Source organism: Mycobacterium appelbergii, from assembly GCF_032883035.1.
In the GTDB taxonomy this organism is placed as follows: Bacteria; Actinomycetota; Actinomycetes; order Mycobacteriales; family Mycobacteriaceae; genus Mycobacterium; species Mycobacterium appelbergii.
In genome coordinates, this window is sequence record NZ_JAMQTH010000012.1 from 160,211 (window position 1) to 180,317 (window position 20,107).

Below are 20,107 nucleotides of genomic sequence, written 5' to 3' on the forward strand. Positions count from 1 at the left end.
TGGAACACCCACGTGATCAAGGAGATTGATCCGATGTTCGCAACGCGACAAGCTGATCAGTATGAACCTTCCACTGCGGATGCCTCCTATCCGCCAGTCCGTGAGTATGGCGGGCCCTATGGTGTTGGCTGCCGCCCACTCAACGGTGGGCGACGGCTCACGGAAGCTCCGAACGGAATCGTCGACAAACGCCGCACCCACGAACGATTCATCCGCGAAACGGAGCCGGTGCATGATTATCTCGTCCGTAACGCCGTGCGGTTGACCCGCCAACGCGCCGACGCGGAAGACCTCGTGCAGGAAACCCTGCTGAAGGCTTACGTATCCTTCGACAGCTACCGCGAAGGAACCCACCTCATATCCTGGCTTTCAAAGATCATGTCCAACACCTGGATCGACAAGCATCGCTCGTCCCAGCGTCGTCCCGCAGAACATCTCATCGCCGAACTCAGCGAAGCGCGATTAGGTTTCGACGCTTCTCACACCAGGGCCGGCTGGGTGGCGTCCGCGGAATCTCAAGCGCTGCGATCAATACCCGGTGACGTCGAGTTGGCTTTGCGAGGGTTGCCCGACGAGCTGCGCGCAATTGTCTACTACGCCTGTATCGCCGGGTATCGCAACACTGAAATAGCCACTCTGCTCGATATCCCTGTCGGAACCGTGGGCTCAAGATTGCATCGCGGCAAAGCGCTGCTTCGCGAGGCCCTCGCCGTGCCCGGTGGCGATCGCCCCTTGCCCCGTCAATGACGCCGCCCGGGTGTTCTGCCACCCTTGCGGCGGCGGAGGTCAGAGCCAAGTGCGCACTACACGATCACTTGAGGAGTGATGCCGCTATGAACGAACGATCTACCGTCATACGAGGCGGCACAAGCCGACTTACCGCCAAGGCGGCGACGTGCCTGTCGCTCACCGGGATGACGTTGACGTTGACGTTGACGACGGCGATCGCGCCGGTTGCTGTTGCGACTGCGCCTATTGGTGTCACCGCGTCGGTGCTGTCCACGAACACGACAGGAGGTAAGGACTACATCGTCACCGACATCACAATTGCTCCCGGTGGCAGTACGGGGTGGCACACCCATCGCGGCGCGATCTACGGCATTGTGAAGGCTGGCGAGTTGACGCACTATTCGGCCGATTGCCGGCAAGATGGGGTGTATCGAGTCGGAGATCCGATTACTGACCCCACGGGGCCGGAACACGTACACATCGCCCGGAACCTGGGCACGACGCCGATGGTCCTCGAGGTGACCTATGTAGATCCAGCCGGAGCCCGTACCTCGGACAGCGTGCCAAACCCGGGATGTGACTTCGAGTAGCCGAGGGCCGGCGTTCCGGAAGTGTACTAACGTCGATGTGTGCAAAAGGCTTCCGAGAGCAAGAACGCGGTGATGCACGTAAACTGCTGTTGTGACAATAGGTTTGATCTCTGCCATCCCGCAGGAGCTAGCGCATCTTCGTAACGCGATGACCAATGTCGACGGTGTGAGCATCGCCCACACCCGTTTCGATACCGGTTCGCTCGACGGTCATGATGTCGTGCTGGCTGAGACGGGTATGGGTAAGGTCAACGCGGCACTGGTGACGACCGCGTTGGCCCACGGTTTCGGCTGCCGCACAATTGTTTTCTCGGGGGTGGCGGGCGGGTTGGATCCGGATCTGAAGGTGGGCGATGTCGTCGTCGCCGATCAGCTGATCCAGCACGACGCCGGTTTGATCGAGAACGAACGATTGCAGACCTATCAGGCCGGTCATGTACCGTTCATCAACCCGACCGACCGTCTCGGATATGACGTCGGTGCGGCGGTGCTCGACAAGGTCAAGGGTGCGTTGAGTGGCGTCAGTCTGCGGCCGCTGTCTCCAGTAGCGGGCGGGCAGGGGCGCCCACCTCAGATCGTGTACGGCACTGTGCTGTCGGGTGATCAATACCTGCACAGCGAGCCGACGCGGGCTCGACTGCACCGCCAGTTCGGCGCGCACGCCATTGAGATGGAGGGCGGCGCGGTGGCGCAGGTCTGCGAGGCATTCGGCATCGGTTGGCTGGTGATCCGGGCACTGTCGGATCTTGCGGGCCAAGATTCGCAGTTCGAGTTCAATCAGTTCGTGAGCGAGGTCGCCGTGGCATCGGCCATGGTGTTACGCACGCTCCTACCAGTGCTCTGACAGTTGCGGTACAGGCAGCCGAGTTGTTGGTAGCGCGTAGACCTCCTAACGGTTGACGAGCGCCGAGGCGTCGTGGCACCGACCACTCGACGTGGTTCACAGTGTTGGACCGTAGACCCGCCGTCCCCGGAAGTAAGTTTGGAGGACTTTCGTCTTGTGGATGGCACTCGTCTCGATGTCGAAGAGGTTGTTGTTCAACACGATGAAGTCGGCCGATCGGCCCGGTGCGAGCATACCGATGGTGTCGCCCATACCCATTGCGGTTGCGTTGGAACGGGTAAATGCCGAGATCGTCTCGTCTAACGTGATGGCGGCCGTCGGGTTACTGAATCCGGTGTGCTTGGGGTCTGGATTGGCCCGAGTGATTAAGGCTTCCATGGCCATCCAGGGATCAGGTGTGTGCGCGATGGGCCAGTCAGACCCGACTGCCAACTGCGCGTGGTGATCGAGAAGTTCTCGAAATGGCCACGATCGGTCGGCGAGTGATGGCGGGATCTGTGAGTTGAGGCTCGCCAACATCGGTGTGGGAAACCATATGTAGGGGGATGCCTCGGCGACGACGTCCAGTGCGGCGAATCGCGGAAGGTCGGAGGGGGCGACGAAGGGCACGTGGGAGATGTGGTACCGCAGACCGCCGTGCCGTTCGCGGACTGTCTGGATGGCGTCGAGCGCCTGCCGGACGGAACGATCGCCGGTAGCGTGCAGTTTGGCTCCGAGCCCGAGTTGGTGGCAACGTTCCAATGCGGCGATGAGGTCATCGTCGGTCCACAGTAACGACCCAGTGTCGGTTGGGTCTTCGTGCGCGCCGTGACAAATATATGGTTCGAGCAGGGCTGAGGTTCGCGTCATCGGGACACCGTCAAGGAAGAACTTGGCAAAGTCAGGGCGGATCTGGTGCCGTCGGGAACCTGGCGCGGCGGCGAATAACTCGGCGCCCACGATGTCATCGGACATATATGGCCGGACGGGAAGTGTGGCGACCACCCACGCGGTCAGTTCGCCTTCGTCATCGAGTTCGTCGAGGGCACGTAGTGACGGCTGCAGTGTAGCGGCATCCTGAATTGCGGTGATACCGTATGAATTCATGAATTCGATCGCGGCCCGGATTGCCCGCCGGTCACGCGCCGACTGGTTGTCGATCGACGCCGCTGCAGCGCGTTCGGCCAGTGTGCACGCGGACTCGTAGAGGACGCCGGTCATGTTACCGTCGCGATCTCGCACGATTGTGCCGTCGGGTGGGTCGGGCGTCGAGTGGTCCACGCCCATGAGCTCGAGTGCCTTCGAATTGACCCAGCGGTTGTGATACGAGTCGTCACGGAGCAGCACGGGCCGTTCGCCGGCCGCGGCGTCGAGAGCCGCGAGATATCCGCCGGATGCGAGCTGGTCCAGCACCGGGCTGCCGACGATGCCGCCGATTACCCATTCGTCGGCGGTAATCGTCTGCGAATAGGCAGAAACCTTGGCGAGGATGGCATCGAGGCTGTCATCGGGTTGAGTGGTGAGTTCCCAAGCAATCTGAGTACCGCCGAACATGAGGTGGGCATGAATATCGGTAAGGCCCGGCATCAGCATGCGGCCGTCGGCGTTGACTACTTCGGTCGCGGGTGTGGCGAGCGCGTCGATCTGGTGAGAGGTCCCTACTGCGGTGATCGCCCCGCCCGAAACTGCGAGTGCTTCGGCCCAGGGCGACGACGAATCGCAAGTGTAGATACGGGCATTGGTGACGATCAGGTCGGGTGACTTGCTCATAGCGTGGGGCCGATCTGATTCGGCACTGCGAGGCGGCTTTTGCCGAAGACTTCGTTGCCGATAGCGGAGTTCAACCCGATGTGACGCGTCCCGGAATCATCGGCCTCGTCAAGGAGTTCGATGATATCCATCATCGTAGCGAGATTGACTTCGCCGGTGGTGCGCTGACGAGTGTCGCCGTAGTCGGCGAGTTCACGCAGGTGGGCTGGAAGGCCGCGGGCTGCGTCCAATAGCCCATCTCTGGTCCAGGTGGTCTCAGTCGTTGTCAATGCTGCCCTTCCGGGTCGTGCGTCCTGGCGGAGTACGCGATTGTCAGTCACGTGTGACGACCATCAGAACGCCGAGTGTCGCGTGACCGTTCGCGATGCTCCGGCGAACCGCATCCTGGTTGCAATGCGATGAAAACACTGTGGGCCGGCCCATAACCGATGAAGTCGGACGCAGGACGCGATGGCAGCGAATGGATCGGCCATGACGGCCGTTTAGATGATGGGCGACGATCCATCGGATAGCCACACGGAAACACCGTGTTTCCTTGGGCGTGCAATGTGCTAATGGCTTGCGGCACTCTGTCGATATAGATCAAGTGAAAGGTGTTGTTGTGCAACAGCTGTTTGTTGAGATGTACAGCTACAAGCAGAAGTGGATCGAGTTGAGCGTTCCGGAGCGGGAGGCGTTCGTCGGCACGGTGCTAGACGTCTTGGCCGGCCTGCAGACAGAGGGCGTCGAGATCCTGGGCTACGCGGTTAACGATCCCGTCACGGATCGGCGTGCGCCGTATGACTTTTTCTGCGTGTACCGAGTGCCTGATGCCGACCTGCAGCGTGGGTTCGAATCCGGCATCAAGGCATCGGGGTGGTATGACTATTTTGACCAGGTCAACCTGAGCGGCGCCGTCGATACGGCGGCCGAGGTGCTGGCGAATAACGTTCTGCTGCAGACTGTGACGGCACAGGGTCAGTAGCTCGGCGTCCCATCGACGACGTCAGGGGCTGACTCGGCGGGTCGACCTCCCGCGGCCGTCCGACTGTCACGTCGTACCGCCTTTCTTGGTGTGAAGTAGGTCATATCAGGAATACGTTCGCCGCCTAACGGTCTTGACCTCACCGTACTAAGTAACAGATCGGTTCGTAATTACAAGGAGTCCTCGAAATGAGTACAGCGCTTACTGGACGGCGAGCACTGGTCACCGGCGGATCGCGGGGGATCGGCGCGGAGATTGTCCGGCGACTGACCGCTGACGGTGCCGCGGTGGCCTTCACCTATTCAGCGTCGCAGGCCGAGGCCGACGAACTCGTCGGCCACGTGACCGCGAACGGCGCGAAGGCAGTGGCGATCCAGGCCGACGCCGCCGACCCAACGCAGACTGCGGCCGCCGTCGACACGGCCGCCGCCGAACTCGGTGGCCTGGACATTGTTGTGAACAACGCCGGCATCCTTTATCCGGTACCGGTCGACGAGTTCACCCAGGAGCAGTACGACCGGTTGGTGGCGATCAACATCGGTGGCACGTTCTGGACGGTTCACAGCGCACTCAAGCATCTTCGCGACGGCGCGCGCATCATCAACATCGGCAGTTGCAACGCCGACCGCGTCTCGGCTCCCACGTCACTGTCGGCCTACGCGATGACCAAGGGCGCGGTATCATCCTTCACCCGTGGACTGGCCCGCGATCTCGGCCCACGCGGCATCACCGTGAACAACGTGCAGCCGGGGCCGATCACCACCGACATGAATCCAGACAAAGGGGATTTCGCCGAGTACATGAAGCAGGTGCCCGCGCTCGGACGTTACGGAAAGACCAGTGAGGTCGCCGCCATGGTGAGTTTCCTGGCTGGCTCGGAGTCCAGCTACGTAACCGGTGCGAACCTGAACGTCGACGGCGGCTACACGGCGTGACGGTCGCAAATGCAGCTCTGTGGCCCCGCCGACTACCACTACAGCTCCAACGCCGTACGCAGCCGGTCGGGTTCGACGTCGCCGCGGGCAACCCATTCTGCAGGGTGACCGGGGCCGGATCGCGACTTCGTCTTTCAAAAGCCGGCGCTCTATACCTGGATGACCTTTCGGGAGAATCGCCGATGGACTGAAACCGGACAGAACGCTGACCTCGAGCTGAGGATCGATCGCGGGACGGTACCGACGGGGTGTCTGTCGAGGACGATGCTCCTAGTGTTCCTTAGTCACGAAACTCTGGATGTGGTAACTGATCTCGGAGCGCAGTAGTGGTCCCCTCACAAGGCCCTTCGGCGCAGGTGTTCCTCTTTAGCGTTTCGGCTGACCCGTTCGGGTGAGAGGAACGCGCGACCGATATCTCGCGCCTGCCTCAGCCCATCGGCGCGGATGGTCGCGTTGTGATCTCCTTCTACGTCGTAAATGAGATGGCTTTCCACGTCTGTCACACCGCAAAAGGCGAATACCCCGACATCGATCTGGGTCTTCATCGCGTCCGCGTACCCGTACTTGTCATAGGTGCGCTTTGCTGAGCCTCCGATTCCAATCAAGGTGGTTGGAACATTTCGCAGTAGCGACGTCGGTGGTTCCTTTCCCCTGTCGTCCACGCCTTCGCCGTACTGGTACGCCCAGCCACCCGTGAAGACTCGCTCGATCCATCCCTTCATCATGGCCGGCATGCCCCACCAGTAGACCGGAAATACGAAGGCGAGCCTGCCCGCCTTCTCGACCCTGCGGTGCATCGCCGCGATCTCGTCCGGCACCGGCCCGCCCCAGAAATGCGCATGGTCTTCGCGGGTGAAGCGGGGGTCGAAACCTTCTTGATGAAGGTCAAGCGTATCGATGGAACAGCCCGCTGCCTGAAATGGCTCGTGGAATGCATTCATCACCGCCGTCGGGTACCGGTCGACGAACGGATGTGAACAGACAGTGAGTAAATGCACTGCGAACTCCAGCTTCTCGGGAGATTGGCGTCGATTGCGTGAATGGTGCGGCTCACCGCCCCTTGCCTTACTGACTTTTGGCGTCGCCCGCAATCAGGTGATTTCGGATCAGCGTCGCGGCAGCCGAGCGCGCCGCGCGGATGGAGGCGATACCGCGATAGGTCGCGGCTGATACGCACCCCTCGATGAGCACCAAAATCTGTTCGGAGAGTAGGCCGCTGTTGCGGTCACCCACTTCAGCTTCGACAAGGTCGCGAACCAAGTCGACAAGATTGTGCCGGTAGGACTCAACCGCTTGTGCGATCGCCGGATCTGTTCCGCCCGTCTCACTCTCGGCGCGAAAGAACAAACATCCTCTGGTGCCGACGGCGATCGTCCACGCTTCGAGAGCAGCGAACAGCCCGTCCACATCGTTGGCGTCCAATTCGCCGAAGAAACGACTTTCCCTCTGCTCAAGCACCGCAGCGACTAGTGCGCTTTTGCTGCCAACATGCTTGTATAGCGTGCGGCTCGAAACACCCGCCGCCGCGGCCACGCTATCCACACCTGTCGCGGTGAACCCATCGCGGTCGAAGACTTGTTCTGCGCTCACGACGATATGCGATTTCATCGTCACCAAAAACACGGTACAACGATCGTTTTACATCGGCAAGCGTGAAGTGAGCAGTAGAAGCCTTGGTACGCCATCACTGCAACTGACGCGCAGTCAACATGGAGCGCGGGCGAAGACGATGACGGATCAGGCCAGTGTCGATTCATCGCAGCCTTGCCGGTTGACTGCCACCGCTCGCTCGAGTAGCGCCGGTTCGGCGAGTGTCGAAGGGTGAGCGAGCATGGCCGTTACTGCGCTGGAAGCCTCGGTCAGTACCGGGTCAACCTGGGCGGCTTTCATCACCTGGTCGAGCGCCCATCGCCGCTGTTTGACATCGTCGGCCACATCGACCCTGTTGATGGCGTCGAGCCGGGCCGCGTCCACACCTGCGGACATGGTCCATGCTGCGTCGACGACAACGGACTGCAGTGTGAAGTACTCGGTCGCCGCGCGGTCGAGGCTTGGACGGGAGGTCAAGTACTCGGACAGGGCACTGGCTTGCAGGGCGGCCGACGACATGCCCTGGCCGTAGATGGGATTGAAGGATGCTACCGAGTCGCCAACGCTGATCAACCGGCTAGGGTAACGCGCAAGGCCGGTGAAATCCCGGCGGCGACTGTCTGCTTGCCGATACGTTTCAATGCCACGGGTGACCTTGCCGGCGACCGCCCGTCCGAAGACGTCAGGCAGCGCCGTGCACGCCGCCCGGAACGCTTCGATTGTTGTGGGAGGCCGGTCATCCCCGTACTCCATCAGCAGCACCATCCATTGATCGGATTCGACGGGGAACGCGTAGGCGTGCGGTGTTTCGGGCCTCAAGGTGGCAACGGGACGCGCGTGGGCACTGACGATCGGCATCTCACTCGACTCTGTGGTGCGCTCGAAAAGTGCAGTCGCATAATTGATCGCGGCAGGGAGACGCTCGAGAGGCGGACGCTGGTAGCCAGCACCTTCCACCCAGGCGGCGAGCCTACTGGACCGTCCCATGGCGTCTACCGCAAAGTCGACGGCGAGCGATCTCTCCTTGCCATGCTGTACGTACCGAATGGCGCGCACAGCATTATCGTGGACCTCGATCCCGGTGGCCACCGCCGATATCGTGCGCACGTTCGGTGTGGCGAGTACTCGACTGCGGATCAATGACTCCAGGAACGGGCGCGTCCCGCCTAGCATCGACGAACCGCGGCTCTCCACCTGTTGGCGACCGCCCACGAAGATGGCCAATTGATCAGAACGGATCAGCACGCCGCCGCGGTCCAGAACCTCGCGGGTGAAGCCGGGGAGCCAACGATCGAGGAATGAGCGCCCAGCAGGTAACAGCGCATGCAGCTGGCGGTCGTGTGGTGTGCCTGCTCGTGGACGTCCCTCCATGGTGACCTCGTCGCGTTCGATCACCACCACTGAGCGCGCGTGGTCTGCGAGGGCTCGTGCTGCGAAGAGTCCTGCGATACTGCCTCCCAGCACGCAGGCTGTGTCGATCAAAGCCGACGTGCCGCCCGCGGGCGGGTCGTTGCGGACCAAGCGGTCGAAGATGTGTCGAGGGTTGTCGGTGGTCGTAGTCATGCTGTCTCCCTTCGAAGATGCGGCGTCGATCACCTCGTCGGCCTGTCGACGAGTAGTCGGCGGCTGCCCGATGCTGTTGCCGCTGCGGTTGATGGACTGCCCGCGGATCCGTGTCTCACGGTTCCGATGTGCAGGCTCGCGTTCACTACTCGTCTCGTGTAAACGGCAGAGCAGGTTGATCTATTCATCGGCCACGTGGTCGCCTGTCGTGCGGTCGTGAGCGCGGGTCACCGATCCGATGGCGGCAGGCTTACGTCATCTCCGGCTAGGTCCCGGCGGCCCCTGCGGCAGGCTGATGTGCCGGATCGGCCTATTGTGGTGGATATTTGGTGAATATCATTGATAGTAAGATGATGTTATCGATTGGATGGTTCACCCAGGGCGGAAGGCTGCGATGCCGCGGGCAGTTCGTGGTGCCCACCGACGCGCCGATCTGGCTGGGCGTCGCCGACGCCACGGCATTATCGCCGCCAGGATCAGACTCGCGAAATTGATCGCATGGATATCGGATCGTGCTACTGCTGACATCGCCGATCCAGTCGCGAGACAGCACCCTTCCATACCCAATGAAACGAGCCTTGGGACAGAATCATTCGACCTTTGTCGTCGCGTTCATGGAGCTGCTGCCGTCCATCATGGGCGTGCTGTCGCTCGCCGTGCCGGGGACGACTGGCCCCGAGCTTCCCGATCCACTCGGTGAGGCTCCGAACCAACCTCGCCCAGCGAGCAGATCATGCTGCTGCTCGTTGTCGCGGTGATGTCGCAACTAGTGTTCTCCGGAGGTCTGATCCCGGTGACCGACCGCGTCGGACTCGAACAGCTGTCGTGGATCACACCAGCCCGCTCCGAGAGGTCTCTTGGAGGGTCTGCTGCACAACGGTGTCCATGTATCAACGGATGACGGTCAAGAGCGCACGAACACCGGTTTCCCTGGGGCCGTGTCGAGGATGGCGTTCGGGGCGTCGACCCAATCGTGGTGCGCCCGCAGAAGGGGTTGCACGGCTGCTCCGGCGCTGACAAGGATGTCAAGGACACGCGGCGCCAGAACGCCGACCTGAGGCAACCCGACCTCAATCGTCACACCCTTCTCCGAGGCTTCCAGGAATGGGATTGCCACGTCACCGAAGTAGACGCAACGCAGATGGCATCGTCCACCGGGCCGGACCGATCGCACTGCCACCGCCGGCGCGCGCCGGAAATCGCCATGCGCCTCCACTACCAAGTCGAAGTCACCCTCGACGCGCTCGGGTAGATCGGTCTCCACGACCGTGGCGCCCAAGGTGCCGGCCATGGCACAGCGTTGCGGATCGTTGTCGACGTAAGTCACCGATCCGGAACCGAGAAGAACGGCGAACATCGTGACCAACAGCCCAAGCGACGGCGTGCCGCCGAGGACGAGCACCGAGGCGCCTCTATCCTGCTCCAGGTATGGCCCGATCCCGTAATACGCGTCGGTCATGTTGTCCCCGACCGACGCGGCCAGCAGCGGCGTCACTAGCGGCGGCAGCGGGATCACGGAGGTGGCTCCGTACGGAACGCGCACAAGATCGTCGAACAAGCCACCCCATGAGCCGCCCACCGGGTTGCCGTAGCTTGCGAGCCAGGGCGTGCGACGACAGCTGACCGGATGTCCGCCGACGCACCGATCGCAGGTGCCACAGGCCACGTAGAACGGGACGACGACGTTCTGCCCGATGGTCAGGGTGCTCGCCGCTGCATCGCCGAGGTCGACGACTTCGCCGACTGCTTCGTGGCCGATCGCGAATGGGCCGTCAAGTGGCGTCCGACCATGCGCGATGGCCCGATCGAGGTCGCAGAAGCTAGCCGCGATCGGACGGATCAACACGTCAGTCCCTGCGGTCAGCTTGGGTGCCGGCGCTTCGCGCCACTCGACTACCCCGCGTTGGGCATACATAAGTGACTTCATTACGTCCATAGTGCTCCAAACGATTCAGTGGTATAGCGCTCAGTTTGTCGATGCCTGAAAGGAGGCGGCAGTGGTGACGGTTCAAGGCCGCGCCTCTCGCATCGGCCGAGTGGGCTGCAAACTCTCCCCGGGGCGGAAGGCCCTCCTGCACGCGGGATTACGCATATCACGGGTCAAGTTCGTGACGATGGTGCGTTGTCGCCGTACCGCCGGCAGCGGCAGGCGCAGCAAGCCGGCGACGTTGAAGACGATCAACGCGACCGCCGAGACGGGAAACGCTGCGCCGAGGCCCAGCATCATCCCACCGCCATTCAGGCAGACTGTGTTGCGGGCCCGATGCCAACGACTGGACAACACCCGCAATCTGCGAGAAGCGCGCCGCGACCGATGGCTCGAAGAAGCCCATCCATAACTGCCGACCGTTGACGACTGTGTGCATATTGATAGCAACGACGTTCTCGCCGCCGACGTTCTCGATGACTTGCGGGTGGGCGACCAAGGGCAACACGATCCGGGAAGCCGCGCGTGCGCTTCACCGTGCAGCCGGGGAGCTGATTAGGTATTGTTGCGAGTCTCGTTCGGGCAAAACGACTTTAGAGCGCTGTCTGGCGGTACTGCACACCCATGTGGCAGGGGAGGGTGAGCTTCGCGGGGAACCGCTGGACCCGCAGGTGAGCCATTGGCGGCCGGCGGAGTGGTGCCCGTGCCATTCGATTACGCGGATGACTTCGACGTTACGTCTTCCGTGATGATTACCGTGACTCAGTTGACTCAGACGATCGATGCCGGAGGGTTTCACTGAGAAGTGACAGGGCCATCGTCCAGGATCGGTGGTCCGCATTGGCGTCATACCCGAAACCAGGTATGTTCAGCGCGTCGATCATTGGGTCCGTGAAGGTGTGGCCCACGCCGCCGAAGAGATGGAGTTGCCAGTCCGCACCTTTTGCTGACATTTCGTCGGCGAATCGTGCCCTGAGGTTTTCGGGCGCATGTGGGTCTTCGGAACCCGACATCATCAAGACTTTCGCGGTGATTGGACCGTCAGGGCTGATCGTCGGTCGGACGAGCCCGGGATGAAAGCCGATCGCGCACTTGATTTGTGCGCCCGCGCGGGCTAGCTCGAGTGCGGTGATGCCGCCGAGGCAGAAGCCGATCGCCCCTAGGCGGTCGGCGTCGACGGCGGGTTGTTGTTCCAGTGTGCGGAGCGCAGCCATAGCGCGGTCGAGAAGCAGCCCAGGGGTCTCCATCAAGTGTGCCGTTCGTGCCTCAGCCTCGGCGCGAGGGAACCCAGTGGTGCCATACAGATCTAGAGCGAAGGCTGCGTACCCCTGGTGCGCCAGCGCTCTTGCCCGGCTCTTGACGTGGTCGTTCATGCCGGTCGCTTCGTGAGCGACCAGTACACCTGCGACAGGATCGACAACGTCGGGGACAGCGAGGTAACCCGTCAAAACTGTTCCTGCGCAATCATACTCGATCGAATGTAGTTCCACGTCTCGTGTCCTTCGGTTGATGGCTGGAGTGTAGAGCGGGCACTCGGATGTCACGGTGCGCAACGCGTGCTCTCACCCAACGGCAGAGAACACCACTCTACTGTTCTCGGGTGCATGCGTCTCGCCAACTTGGCGTCATCGGGAATGTCCACGATCGGCTGACGAGATCCGATGCCGGCGCTGCGCTCACCATCAGATCCCCGTCGTCATCCTAGTGCGCAACCGTCCCGAGACGGCGCGTGATTGGTTATCTCGCCGCGCAGTCAGTCGTTACCCTGTACCGCGGACAGCGATGAGACGATTCTGATGTAGGTGCGCCGTTGCCTCCCGTACCTCAACCAGGCCGGGGGCCTCGCCGACGGTCAGACAGACACCCCAGGATGCTGCCGCTGACCTCAGTGGTGCGGCCGTGGTGAGCTTGTCGCAGCCGACGCAAGGCTCGGAAGAGTGTCGCGCGCACTTGAGATCCGACGCCACCTCGGGATCCCCTCAGGTTGGGGGAGCGCAGCGGCTCACGCGGCTATTGGGAACGTTGACGCTGCGGACACTCGACTGTGCCGATAACGTTCAGTTAAACAGACGCTTGTACTTTCACCGCGTGGATTGCGGGTATGAGGTGTTCTCCGGCGAAATCGAGGAACTTGTCGATCTCGGTCGAACCGTCGACGAAGACGATCCCGTCGATGCCTGCCGCGGCATATGTTTGGGCTCGAGTCAGATAATCGGTGGGGTCGGAACCAGCTACGAGGATGGAGACCAGGTCACTGGGTTGGACGGACTGCGTGGCGGATACGAAGACCGACGCTCTTGGGATCTCTGAGAGGGCGACTGTGCCGAGCTCGGCCCAGCGGATGGAACGCAATGAGCTTTCACCACATTAATGTCCGGTGAGGTCATGAACATGCCGCCGTAGTCGGCGGCGATGCGCAGCCTTCGGACCGCTGGCTGCGACGAGGGAGGGCGCTCGTGCCACCCATCTGTCCAAACGAGCGATCGGCGCTGAGCATTCGGTATTACGGTGCTGTGGAGGATCTTTCGGTACTACTGCAAGCTCCGGCACCCCGCGGGCACATGCTGATCGGGCTGACTTTGCCACGCTACCTGATGGCAGGGCCGCGTTGTTGTCGTTGTGTGGGATGGGGCTCTGCGACAGCCGCATCAGACTGGATCTCCATCCACGGTGACCAGCTGCGATCGCTCTAATGAGGCAGGTGACGCTCCCGCGGCGCGTCGACGCCTTTTGTAGACGGCTACGAAACGTACGTCACAGCATTGAGTTTCTGTCTGTAGACGGTGCTTCACTCCAGGTCGGATAGTGACGTGGGCGTCCACTTCTCGTTCGACCTGCGTGGTCGGGTGGTAGCCACGGAAGGCGCATATTCCCAAGGAGTCGCCGTTGTTAACCCGCATCACCCGCCGCCGCCCCGCGCGGTTGAGGTCCAATCCCGTGCGACAGCTGATGGCGGCTTTCGTCGGCAACGCTGTCGAGTGGTTCGACTGGTATGTCTACGCGCTGCTCGCCGTGTATTTCGCGAACCAGTTCTTCCCGTCGAACACCGACAACACACTCGTCCCTCTCTTGGGCACTTTCGCAGTCTTTGCAGTCGGGTTCTTTGCCCGGCCCCTCGGAGGGCTGGCGATCGGTGTGTTCGCCGACCGTCGCGGGCGCAAAGCTGCACTCAGCGCGACGGTTATCGGGATGGGAGCTGGCAGTCTTGCCATCGCGGTGGCCCCGACCTACGAACAGGTGGGTGCGCTCGCGCCCGCTATTCTGGTCGGCGCGCGTCTTGTGCAGGGCATCTCGGCGGGCGGTGAGTTGTCGGCCAGCGCGGCCTTTCTGGTCGAATCCGCCCCTTCGTGCCGCCGCGGGCTGTTCTCGAGCTTCTTCTACATCAGCGCGACAACGGCCAACCTGGCCGCGATCGGCATCAGTGTGCTGCTCGTGAGCACACTGAGCGAGGATGCCATGTCCACGTGGGGCTGGCGTATCCCGTTCGTGCTCGGTGGGTTGCTCGCACTCGCGGGCTTCTGGATTCGTTCTCGAGCCGCGGAAACCCATCTGGCCAAAGACGCTGAGAAATCGGCGCAACGCGGCGACAAATCTGGTCGGTTCCGGTTCGTTCGCACGCATCGGCGCGAGTCACTGATGGTCTTCGGCATGATCGCCGCGCCTGCGCTGGTGTACTACGTCTGGACATCGTTCCTCCCGACCTACGCGAGTATCACGGTGGGCCTCGATACCACCAAAGGCCTTCTTTCCAGCGTGATTTCACTCGTGTGGTTTATGGCACTCCAGCCTCTGTTCGGGGTGCTCTCGGATCGGATCGGGCGCAAACCGTTGGCCCTGAGCTTCTCTATCGCGTTCACGTTCGGCTCGGTTCCGCTGCTGGGGTTGCTCAGCGACTCTTTTGTCAGCTTGCTGCTAGTGCAGATGGTCGGCCTGACTTTCATCGCTTGCTGGAGTTCGATCTCGTTGGCTGTGGTGACGGAGCTGTTCCCGGCGGAGGTGCGAGCGGCCGGGGTGGGGTTCCCCTATGCGGTGGGGGTGGCACTGTTCGGCGGGACTGGGCCGTATGTGGCGACGTGGCTCGCCGATTACGGCGACCCCACGATGTTTGCCTGGTATGTCGCCGCCATTTCGTTGCTGAGCTTGGCGTTCTTTGTCTTCATGCCTGAAACGGGACGTCGACCGCTCCGCTAAGCGCATGTCTGGGCGGGAAGAAAGGATGCGACGACCCCGAATGGCCATCATCGACTTTCTCGATCCAGGTCGCGTGCATCGCCCTTGCCGAGATGGCCGGAGGCTTCAGCAACCCCGAGGTCGCGGTCTGCGTGGTCAGGATCCTGCACCGCGGCTAGACCCACTGTGCAAGAATTCCGGGCACCATGGCAACGGTCGCGAGCGCTGATGGCAAGCACTGACCTTCGTCGGAACCTGCTGCGTCAGGTGCTTTGCTAGTGGCCGTCACGTTGCCGTCGCCGGCTCTGAGAAGCCTCGTCGAGGCACTACTGACCCAAGGGCAGAGGTGGGATGAGGTGGTTGTGCGTGAGGGGCGATCCCTCGTACCGGCCTACGACACCGTTCCCACCGGGGCACTGATCCGCGGTGTTCGTCGTAACCGCGAGCTTGCCGGACGGGTCCTCCTCACCGGGGTGGTGCCGAACATCGAGGACATCACCGAGGCGGACCTCATGACCGCGGAGAGACTGCACCAGGGCGTCGAGATCCAAGACGTAATGGCCGGCTTCCGAGTCGTGATCGGAGCGGTGCGGCGTTGGCTGATCGACAACGCATCGGGATTCGGTGTCGACAGTGACGAGGCGCTCCAGGTGGCACAAACGCTGTGGGGACTCAGCGACGCGTTCCTCGCGCGCGCTGCGATGACGTTCCGACGCGAAAGCATTGCGCAGGCGCTCGCCGATGAGCAGATGCGGGCGCAGTGGGCGCTCGAACTGTTGGCCGGAACTCTCGACTCGCGGAGGATCGACCACGGCTGTGATCTATACGGATTGGATCGGGACGCTCTGTACCATCCCTTCTGCACCCCAACTCTTCCGCACGACCAGGGATGGCGGGTCCGCCAGGAGTTGGGACGAACGAGTTCGACACAGGCTGGCAGCGAAAGCCAGGCTATCGTTGCGCCCGACGGCGGCCGGCTCGTGGGAGTGATGGCCGCCCCGCCGACCCATTGCACCGCCTTGGTGGGCCTGGGGCCGCCGGTTCGCCTGGAAGCCATGGCCACGGCATACGTTGTAGCCCAGCAGGTGCTGGCTGCCGCGACGTTGTCTGCCGACCACGGGATCAACACCGTCGACACGATGAGCTGGCGGCTCGCTGTGCCGGCGCATGAAGAGGTCAGCCGACTTTTGCTCGCCCGCTACGTCGACCCGTTGAAGACACAGGGAGGGTTCGGCCAGGTGGTGCTTGAAGCCGTCGACGCTTGGCTTGACAACGGCCGCAGCATTCCCCAAACCGCAGCCAAGATCCACGTCCACGTCAACACCCTGCGATACCGGTTGGCACGTTACGAATCATTGGTGGGGCGAACACTTGACGACACCGAGACCCTCATCGAACTGAGTTGGGCACTTCTGGCGCGCCGGGCCACATCAAACCCCTGATCAATGCGGGGTTTCGTACACACCTACGAAGCGTGCTGCACAACATTGAGCCTTCATCTGTAGACCGGTGCGCAGTCAGACCGGATAGTGGCATCGGCGCGAAAACAAAGCGGCACAACACTTCTGTGCCTAGTCAAGAAGAGGATCCTATTCATGAACGAGCTCGCGGGAAAAATTGCCGCCGTCGTCGGCGCCGGGTGCGTCGGTGACGAAATTGGCAACGGTCGCGCGACCGCCCTCACTCTCGCCCGAGAAGGGGCGACAGTCGTGTGCGCAGACATCGACATGACGTCGGCCGACCGCACCGCAGAAATGATCGCCGGCGAGGGCGGGCAATCCACCGGCGTACAACTGGACATCACCGACGAAGACGCTGTTGCAAGTTTTATCGAGGACATCGTGTCCGACCATGGCCGACTCGACATTCTGGACAACAACGCCGGAATTGGGGTGGTTGGCGGTGTGGCCGACCTTGACCGTGCAGACTGGGACCGCGTGTTCGCTGTCAACGTAACCGGTCCATATCTGACGATGAAGCACGCCATCCCTTACATGGTCACTCAGGGCTGCGGTTCCATCGTGAACATCTCGTCCATTGCGGGAATCCGATTCAGTGGCGTGCCATACGCGGCGTACTACGCCAGCAAGGCCGCGCTCAACCACCTCACTCGCACCACCGCGGTAGAGTTCGCGTCGAGCAATGTCCGCGTCAACGCAGTTCTGCCCGGGCTAATGAAAACTCCCATGGTGTCGGGAGCCTCTGGGCTCACAGCTGCCTATTCGGCCGCGGATGTCGAAGCCATGTGGGCGGCGCGTGATCGGCAGGTTCCCCTCGGACACATGGGAAGTCCGTGGGACGTCGCGAACGCCGTGCTCTACCTGGCCAGCGACCGCGCTTCCTACGTGACGGGGACCGAGCTGTGCGTCGACGGCGGCATCTCGGTCCATATCAACAGATGAAACTCGTCCGGCCACACACCCAGGAAACAACGTTATGACCTTCACGTCAGCTGACAGCCTACCCGTTCAGCGCACTTACCACGAAACAGCGTCGTGGGTTGACCTCCACGACAAAAACTTTGGAGGCGACGCGGCCGCGGTTGCCATTGGGCCCGATGACCTACTGTACGTATTCAATCGGGGCCAGGAGCGCATGGTCATTCTCGACAAAGAGGGCAAGTACAAGGGCGGCTGGGGAGATGCGGCTACCTATCCGAGACCGCACGGTGCCGCGTTCTGCGCCGACGGTGACCTGCTGCTGGTTGACGCCGGTTCCCACGTCGTGGTCAAGGCGCACCGAAACGGTGAGCAAGTGCTGACAATCGGCAGGCATGGGGTAGCGGCACCGCTCTACTCTGGTCAGCCCTTCAACCAGCCGACCGACGCCTTCGAGGATCCGCTCAGCCGCGACATCTTCGTCGCGGACGGCTATGGCAACTCCAGCATCCACCGGTTTGATGCCTCCGGAGAACACATCGCCTCGTGGGGGGAGCCGGGAAGCGGGGACGCGCAGCTGTCCAACCCGCACGGCATGTGCCTCCTAGACGACGACCACCTTGCAGTGTGCGACCGTGAGAATTACCGGATTCTGATTTTTGACCTGGCCGGCAAACTCGTCGACAGGTGGCATTGGCACCACCCCAGCGCTATCAGGGTCGTCGGCGATCTCCTGTACATCGCCGAACTGGGGCCGCCGGCGTACCTGCACGGGAAGATCCCGAACATGGGATGCACCGTGTCCGTCTGCACCAGGACCGGTAAAGTCCTCGAACGGTTGGGCGCTGAGCTTCCCGGTCTGGGGACCGGGCATTTTCTGGCCCCTCATAGCCTCGCGATCGACGAGGCGGGAACGGTGTACGTCGCCGAGGCGAATGCTGCCTACCTCAGCCTGTTGGGTACGCCAGCTGCGCGTGCGGAGTCACTGGCGTGTCTGCGGCGTTGGTCTGCGGCCTGACGCGGTGTAGGCGACAGCACCTCACGCGGTGGGGGGGTGAACCACGGCCCCGTTACTGCGCCGGGTGGCACTTAGGCTCGGTCTTCGAGTCATGCTGCGGTGGATGCCATCAGCTCAATGAAGGAAGTGGAACAATGCCTCCAGTAGGCCAAGATTCGCAATGTTTCGAGATCGCCGGCAAGAAGGTGTCGAGGCTCGGATTCGGCTCCATGCGGCTGACCGGCCGTGGGATCTGGGGTGAACCACTGGATCGCGATGAATGTGTCGCTGTCGCTCGCCGGGCCGTTGAACTGGGTGTGCAGTTCATCGACACCGCCGACTCGTACGGTCCCCATGTCGCAGAACAGATCCTTCGGGAGGCACTTCACCCGTATCCCGACGACGTCGTGATCGCCACGAAGGCCGGGCTGACGCGCAATGGCCCCGACCTGATCGACACCGAGAACGGGCCTAAACGGCTCGGACCCGCGGCCTGGCCGCCGCTCGGGCGGCCCGAGTATCTGCGGCAGCAGGTGCTGATGAGTATGCGGCGTCTAGGCGTGGACCAGATCGACCTGCTCCAGCTGCACCGTGTGGACCCCAAGGTGCCGCTGGCCGATCAAGTGGGAGAACTGAAGTCGCTTCAGGACGAAGGCAAGATCGTCGAGATCGGCATGTCGCAGTGCACGCCAGCACAACTCGCAGAAGCGCGGACGATCGCCGACATCGCGACCGTGCAGAGTCGCTATAACGTGATCGACCGCAGCGCCCAGGAGGTACTGGAAACCTGTCAACGTGACGGGCTCGGTTTCATTCCCTGGGCGCCGGTCGCGCAGGGCGGTCTCGGACAGGCGCACGCCGCACTCGCGGACGTCGCTCGGGCACATGACCGCACCGACGGGCAGGTGGCGATCGCGTGGTTACTCCAGGTTTCGCCAGTCATGCTTCCCATCCCCGGCACCTCGCGTCGTGCGCACTTGGAGGAGAACATGGCTGCGGCCGAAATTCGCCTGACTCCCGAAGAGATTGACAGGCTCTCCACAGCGGTGGCCTGATAGCAGAAAGCTTCTGATGCTCAATACCGTGAGGCGCTTCGTGCCCGCAACCGCTGCCGTCCTCGTGGGTGTCTGCAGCTCCGTACCGATGGCGCATGCTGACGATGCTGGTCCGCTGTATCGATTGGTAGACACAGCAGCGCAGCGCCTTCTGACCGCCGATCCGGTGGCCGCGTTCAAGTGGGTCAAAGGCGGCTCGATCGAGGACAGCGTCAGAGCGAACAAGGTGCTCGACGCAGTCGCCGCCGATGCCCGCAACCGAAGGCTCGACGACCAGTACGTCAGGCGAACCTTTGAGAATCAGATTCACGCCACCGAAGGCGTGGAGTACACGCGCTTCGCGCAGTGGAAAATGGACCCGGCGCATGCGCCGATCTCGGCTGAGGACCTTTCCCAAAGTCGGGCAGAAATAGACGGTTTCAACCGCGACATGGTCGCCGAGATGGCCGCCCAGCGCGATGTTCTACTAGGCCCGGGTTGCGCCATCGCCCTTAATATCGCGCGTGATTCGGTGACCGCCGGGCGCGCACTCGACCCGCTCTATCGGCAGGGGCTCGACGTCGCGACGTCGAGCTACTGCCGTTGACCGCTGTGCATCAGACTGCCCGGCTGTTGA

19 protein-coding genes and 1 pseudogene are annotated in these 20,107 nt (G+C 62.3%); 12 read left to right on the forward strand and 8 right to left on the reverse strand.

Annotated elements, in window-relative coordinates; translation table 11 throughout:
• The first annotated feature begins 12 nt into the window (after positions 1-12).
• From M1247_RS25870 to M1247_RS25880, 3 genes are all read left to right on the forward strand, one after another.
• Complete coding sequence (locus M1247_RS25870; protein WP_317159263.1) at positions 13-747, forward strand: RNA polymerase sigma factor; 735 nt, start codon at positions 13-15, stop codon at positions 745-747.
• A gap of 167 nt (positions 748-914) precedes the next feature.
• Positions 915-1,319, forward strand: coding sequence for a cupin domain-containing protein (locus M1247_RS25875; protein ID WP_317159264.1), 405 nt, complete (start codon positions 915-917; stop codon positions 1,317-1,319).
• Positions 1,320-1,410: 91 nt separating this feature from the next.
• Positions 1,411-2,163, forward strand: coding sequence for a 5'-methylthioadenosine/adenosylhomocysteine nucleosidase (locus M1247_RS25880; RefSeq protein ID WP_317159265.1), 753 nt, complete (start codon positions 1,411-1,413; stop codon positions 2,161-2,163).
• Positions 2,164-2,259: 96 nt separating this feature from the next.
• Here M1247_RS25880 and M1247_RS25885 read toward each other — a convergent pair whose 3' ends face one another.
• Together M1247_RS25885 and M1247_RS25890 are read right to left on the reverse strand one after the other, a co-directional pair.
• Positions 2,260-3,912, reverse strand: coding sequence for an amidohydrolase (locus M1247_RS25885; protein ID WP_317159266.1), 1,653 nt, complete (start codon positions 3,910-3,912; stop codon positions 2,260-2,262).
• Complete coding sequence (locus tag M1247_RS25890; protein WP_317159267.1) at positions 3,909-4,142, reverse strand: hypothetical protein; 234 nt, start codon at positions 4,140-4,142, stop codon at positions 3,909-3,911. The genes M1247_RS25885 and M1247_RS25890 overlap by 4 nt, the downstream gene beginning before the upstream one ends.
• 371 nt (positions 4,143-4,513) lie before the next feature.
• On the opposite strand from M1247_RS25890, the gene M1247_RS25895 reads away from it, so the two are divergent.
• Positions 4,514-4,876: a DUF6616 family protein gene (locus tag M1247_RS25895; protein WP_317159268.1), complete on the forward strand. Its 363-nt coding sequence runs from the start codon at positions 4,514-4,516 to the stop codon at positions 4,874-4,876.
• Between the two features lie 188 nt (positions 4,877-5,064).
• Positions 5,065-5,811, forward strand: coding sequence for an SDR family oxidoreductase (locus M1247_RS25900; RefSeq protein ID WP_317159269.1), 747 nt, complete (start codon positions 5,065-5,067; stop codon positions 5,809-5,811).
• A gap of 335 nt (positions 5,812-6,146) precedes the next feature.
• Here the strand turns inward: M1247_RS25900 and M1247_RS25905 are convergent, their stop codons facing one another.
• From M1247_RS25905 to M1247_RS25915, 3 genes are all read right to left on the reverse strand, one after another.
• A complete protein-coding gene (locus tag M1247_RS25905) occupies positions 6,147-6,809 on the reverse strand; it encodes an NAD(P)H-dependent oxidoreductase (RefSeq protein WP_317159270.1) in 663 nt (220 codons plus the stop codon).
• Between the two features lie 67 nt (positions 6,810-6,876).
• Positions 6,877-7,419, reverse strand: a complete 543-nt coding sequence (locus M1247_RS25910) for a TetR/AcrR family transcriptional regulator (RefSeq protein ID WP_317159368.1) — start codon at positions 7,417-7,419, stop codon at positions 6,877-6,879.
• A 129-nt stretch (positions 7,420-7,548) separates the two neighbouring features.
• A complete protein-coding gene (locus tag M1247_RS25915; protein WP_317159271.1) occupies positions 7,549-8,964 on the reverse strand; it encodes an NAD(P)/FAD-dependent oxidoreductase in 1,416 nt (471 codons plus the stop codon).
• 721 nt (positions 8,965-9,685) lie between these two features.
• Here M1247_RS25915 and M1247_RS25920 point away from each other — a divergent pair.
• Positions 9,686-9,808, forward strand: a pseudogene (locus M1247_RS25920) (hypothetical protein); the annotation flags it as partial.
• Between the two features lie 60 nt (positions 9,809-9,868).
• Here M1247_RS25920 and M1247_RS25925 read toward each other — a convergent pair.
• The 3 genes from M1247_RS25925 to M1247_RS25935 all read right to left on the reverse strand — a co-directional run bounded on the left by M1247_RS25925 (position 9,869) and on the right by M1247_RS25935 (position 13,243).
• Entirely contained in the window at positions 9,869-10,891 is a 1,023-nt protein-coding gene (locus M1247_RS25925) for an alcohol dehydrogenase catalytic domain-containing protein (RefSeq protein WP_317159272.1), read from the reverse strand.
• Between the two features lie 752 nt (positions 10,892-11,643).
• Entirely contained in the window at positions 11,644-12,381 is a 738-nt protein-coding gene (locus tag M1247_RS25930) for a dienelactone hydrolase family protein (protein ID WP_317159273.1), read from the reverse strand.
• 571 nt (positions 12,382-12,952) lie between these two features.
• The gene (locus M1247_RS25935; RefSeq protein WP_317159274.1) at positions 12,953-13,243 is read right to left on the reverse strand and encodes a hypothetical protein; all 291 of its coding nucleotides are present in this window, start codon (positions 13,241-13,243) and stop codon (positions 12,953-12,955) included.
• A gap of 534 nt (positions 13,244-13,777) precedes the next feature.
• Between M1247_RS25935 and M1247_RS25940 the strand changes: the two genes are divergently transcribed.
• From M1247_RS25940 to M1247_RS25965, 6 genes are all read left to right on the forward strand, one after another.
• A complete protein-coding gene (locus tag M1247_RS25940; RefSeq protein WP_317159275.1) occupies positions 13,778-15,082 on the forward strand; it encodes an MFS transporter in 1,305 nt (434 codons plus the stop codon).
• A 335-nt stretch (positions 15,083-15,417) separates the two neighbouring features.
• On the forward strand, positions 15,418-16,503 hold the full coding sequence (locus tag M1247_RS25945) for a PucR family transcriptional regulator (RefSeq protein ID WP_317159276.1): 1,086 nt from the start codon (positions 15,418-15,420) through the stop codon (positions 16,501-16,503).
• 87 nt (positions 16,504-16,590) lie between these two features.
• On the forward strand, positions 16,591-17,463 hold the full coding sequence (locus M1247_RS25950; protein WP_317159277.1) for an SDR family NAD(P)-dependent oxidoreductase: 873 nt from the start codon (positions 16,591-16,593) through the stop codon (positions 17,461-17,463).
• A gap of 193 nt (positions 17,464-17,656) precedes the next feature.
• On the forward strand, positions 17,657-18,457 hold the full coding sequence (locus tag M1247_RS25955; RefSeq protein ID WP_317159278.1) for an NHL repeat-containing protein: 801 nt from the start codon (positions 17,657-17,659) through the stop codon (positions 18,455-18,457).
• 134 nt (positions 18,458-18,591) lie between these two features.
• Positions 18,592-19,491, forward strand: a complete 900-nt coding sequence (locus tag M1247_RS25960; RefSeq protein ID WP_317159279.1) for an aldo/keto reductase — start codon at positions 18,592-18,594, stop codon at positions 19,489-19,491.
• Between the two features lie 16 nt (positions 19,492-19,507).
• On the forward strand, positions 19,508-20,077 hold the full coding sequence (locus M1247_RS25965; RefSeq protein ID WP_317159280.1) for a chorismate mutase: 570 nt from the start codon (positions 19,508-19,510) through the stop codon (positions 20,075-20,077).
• The last annotated feature ends 30 nt before the right edge of the window (positions 20,078-20,107 follow it).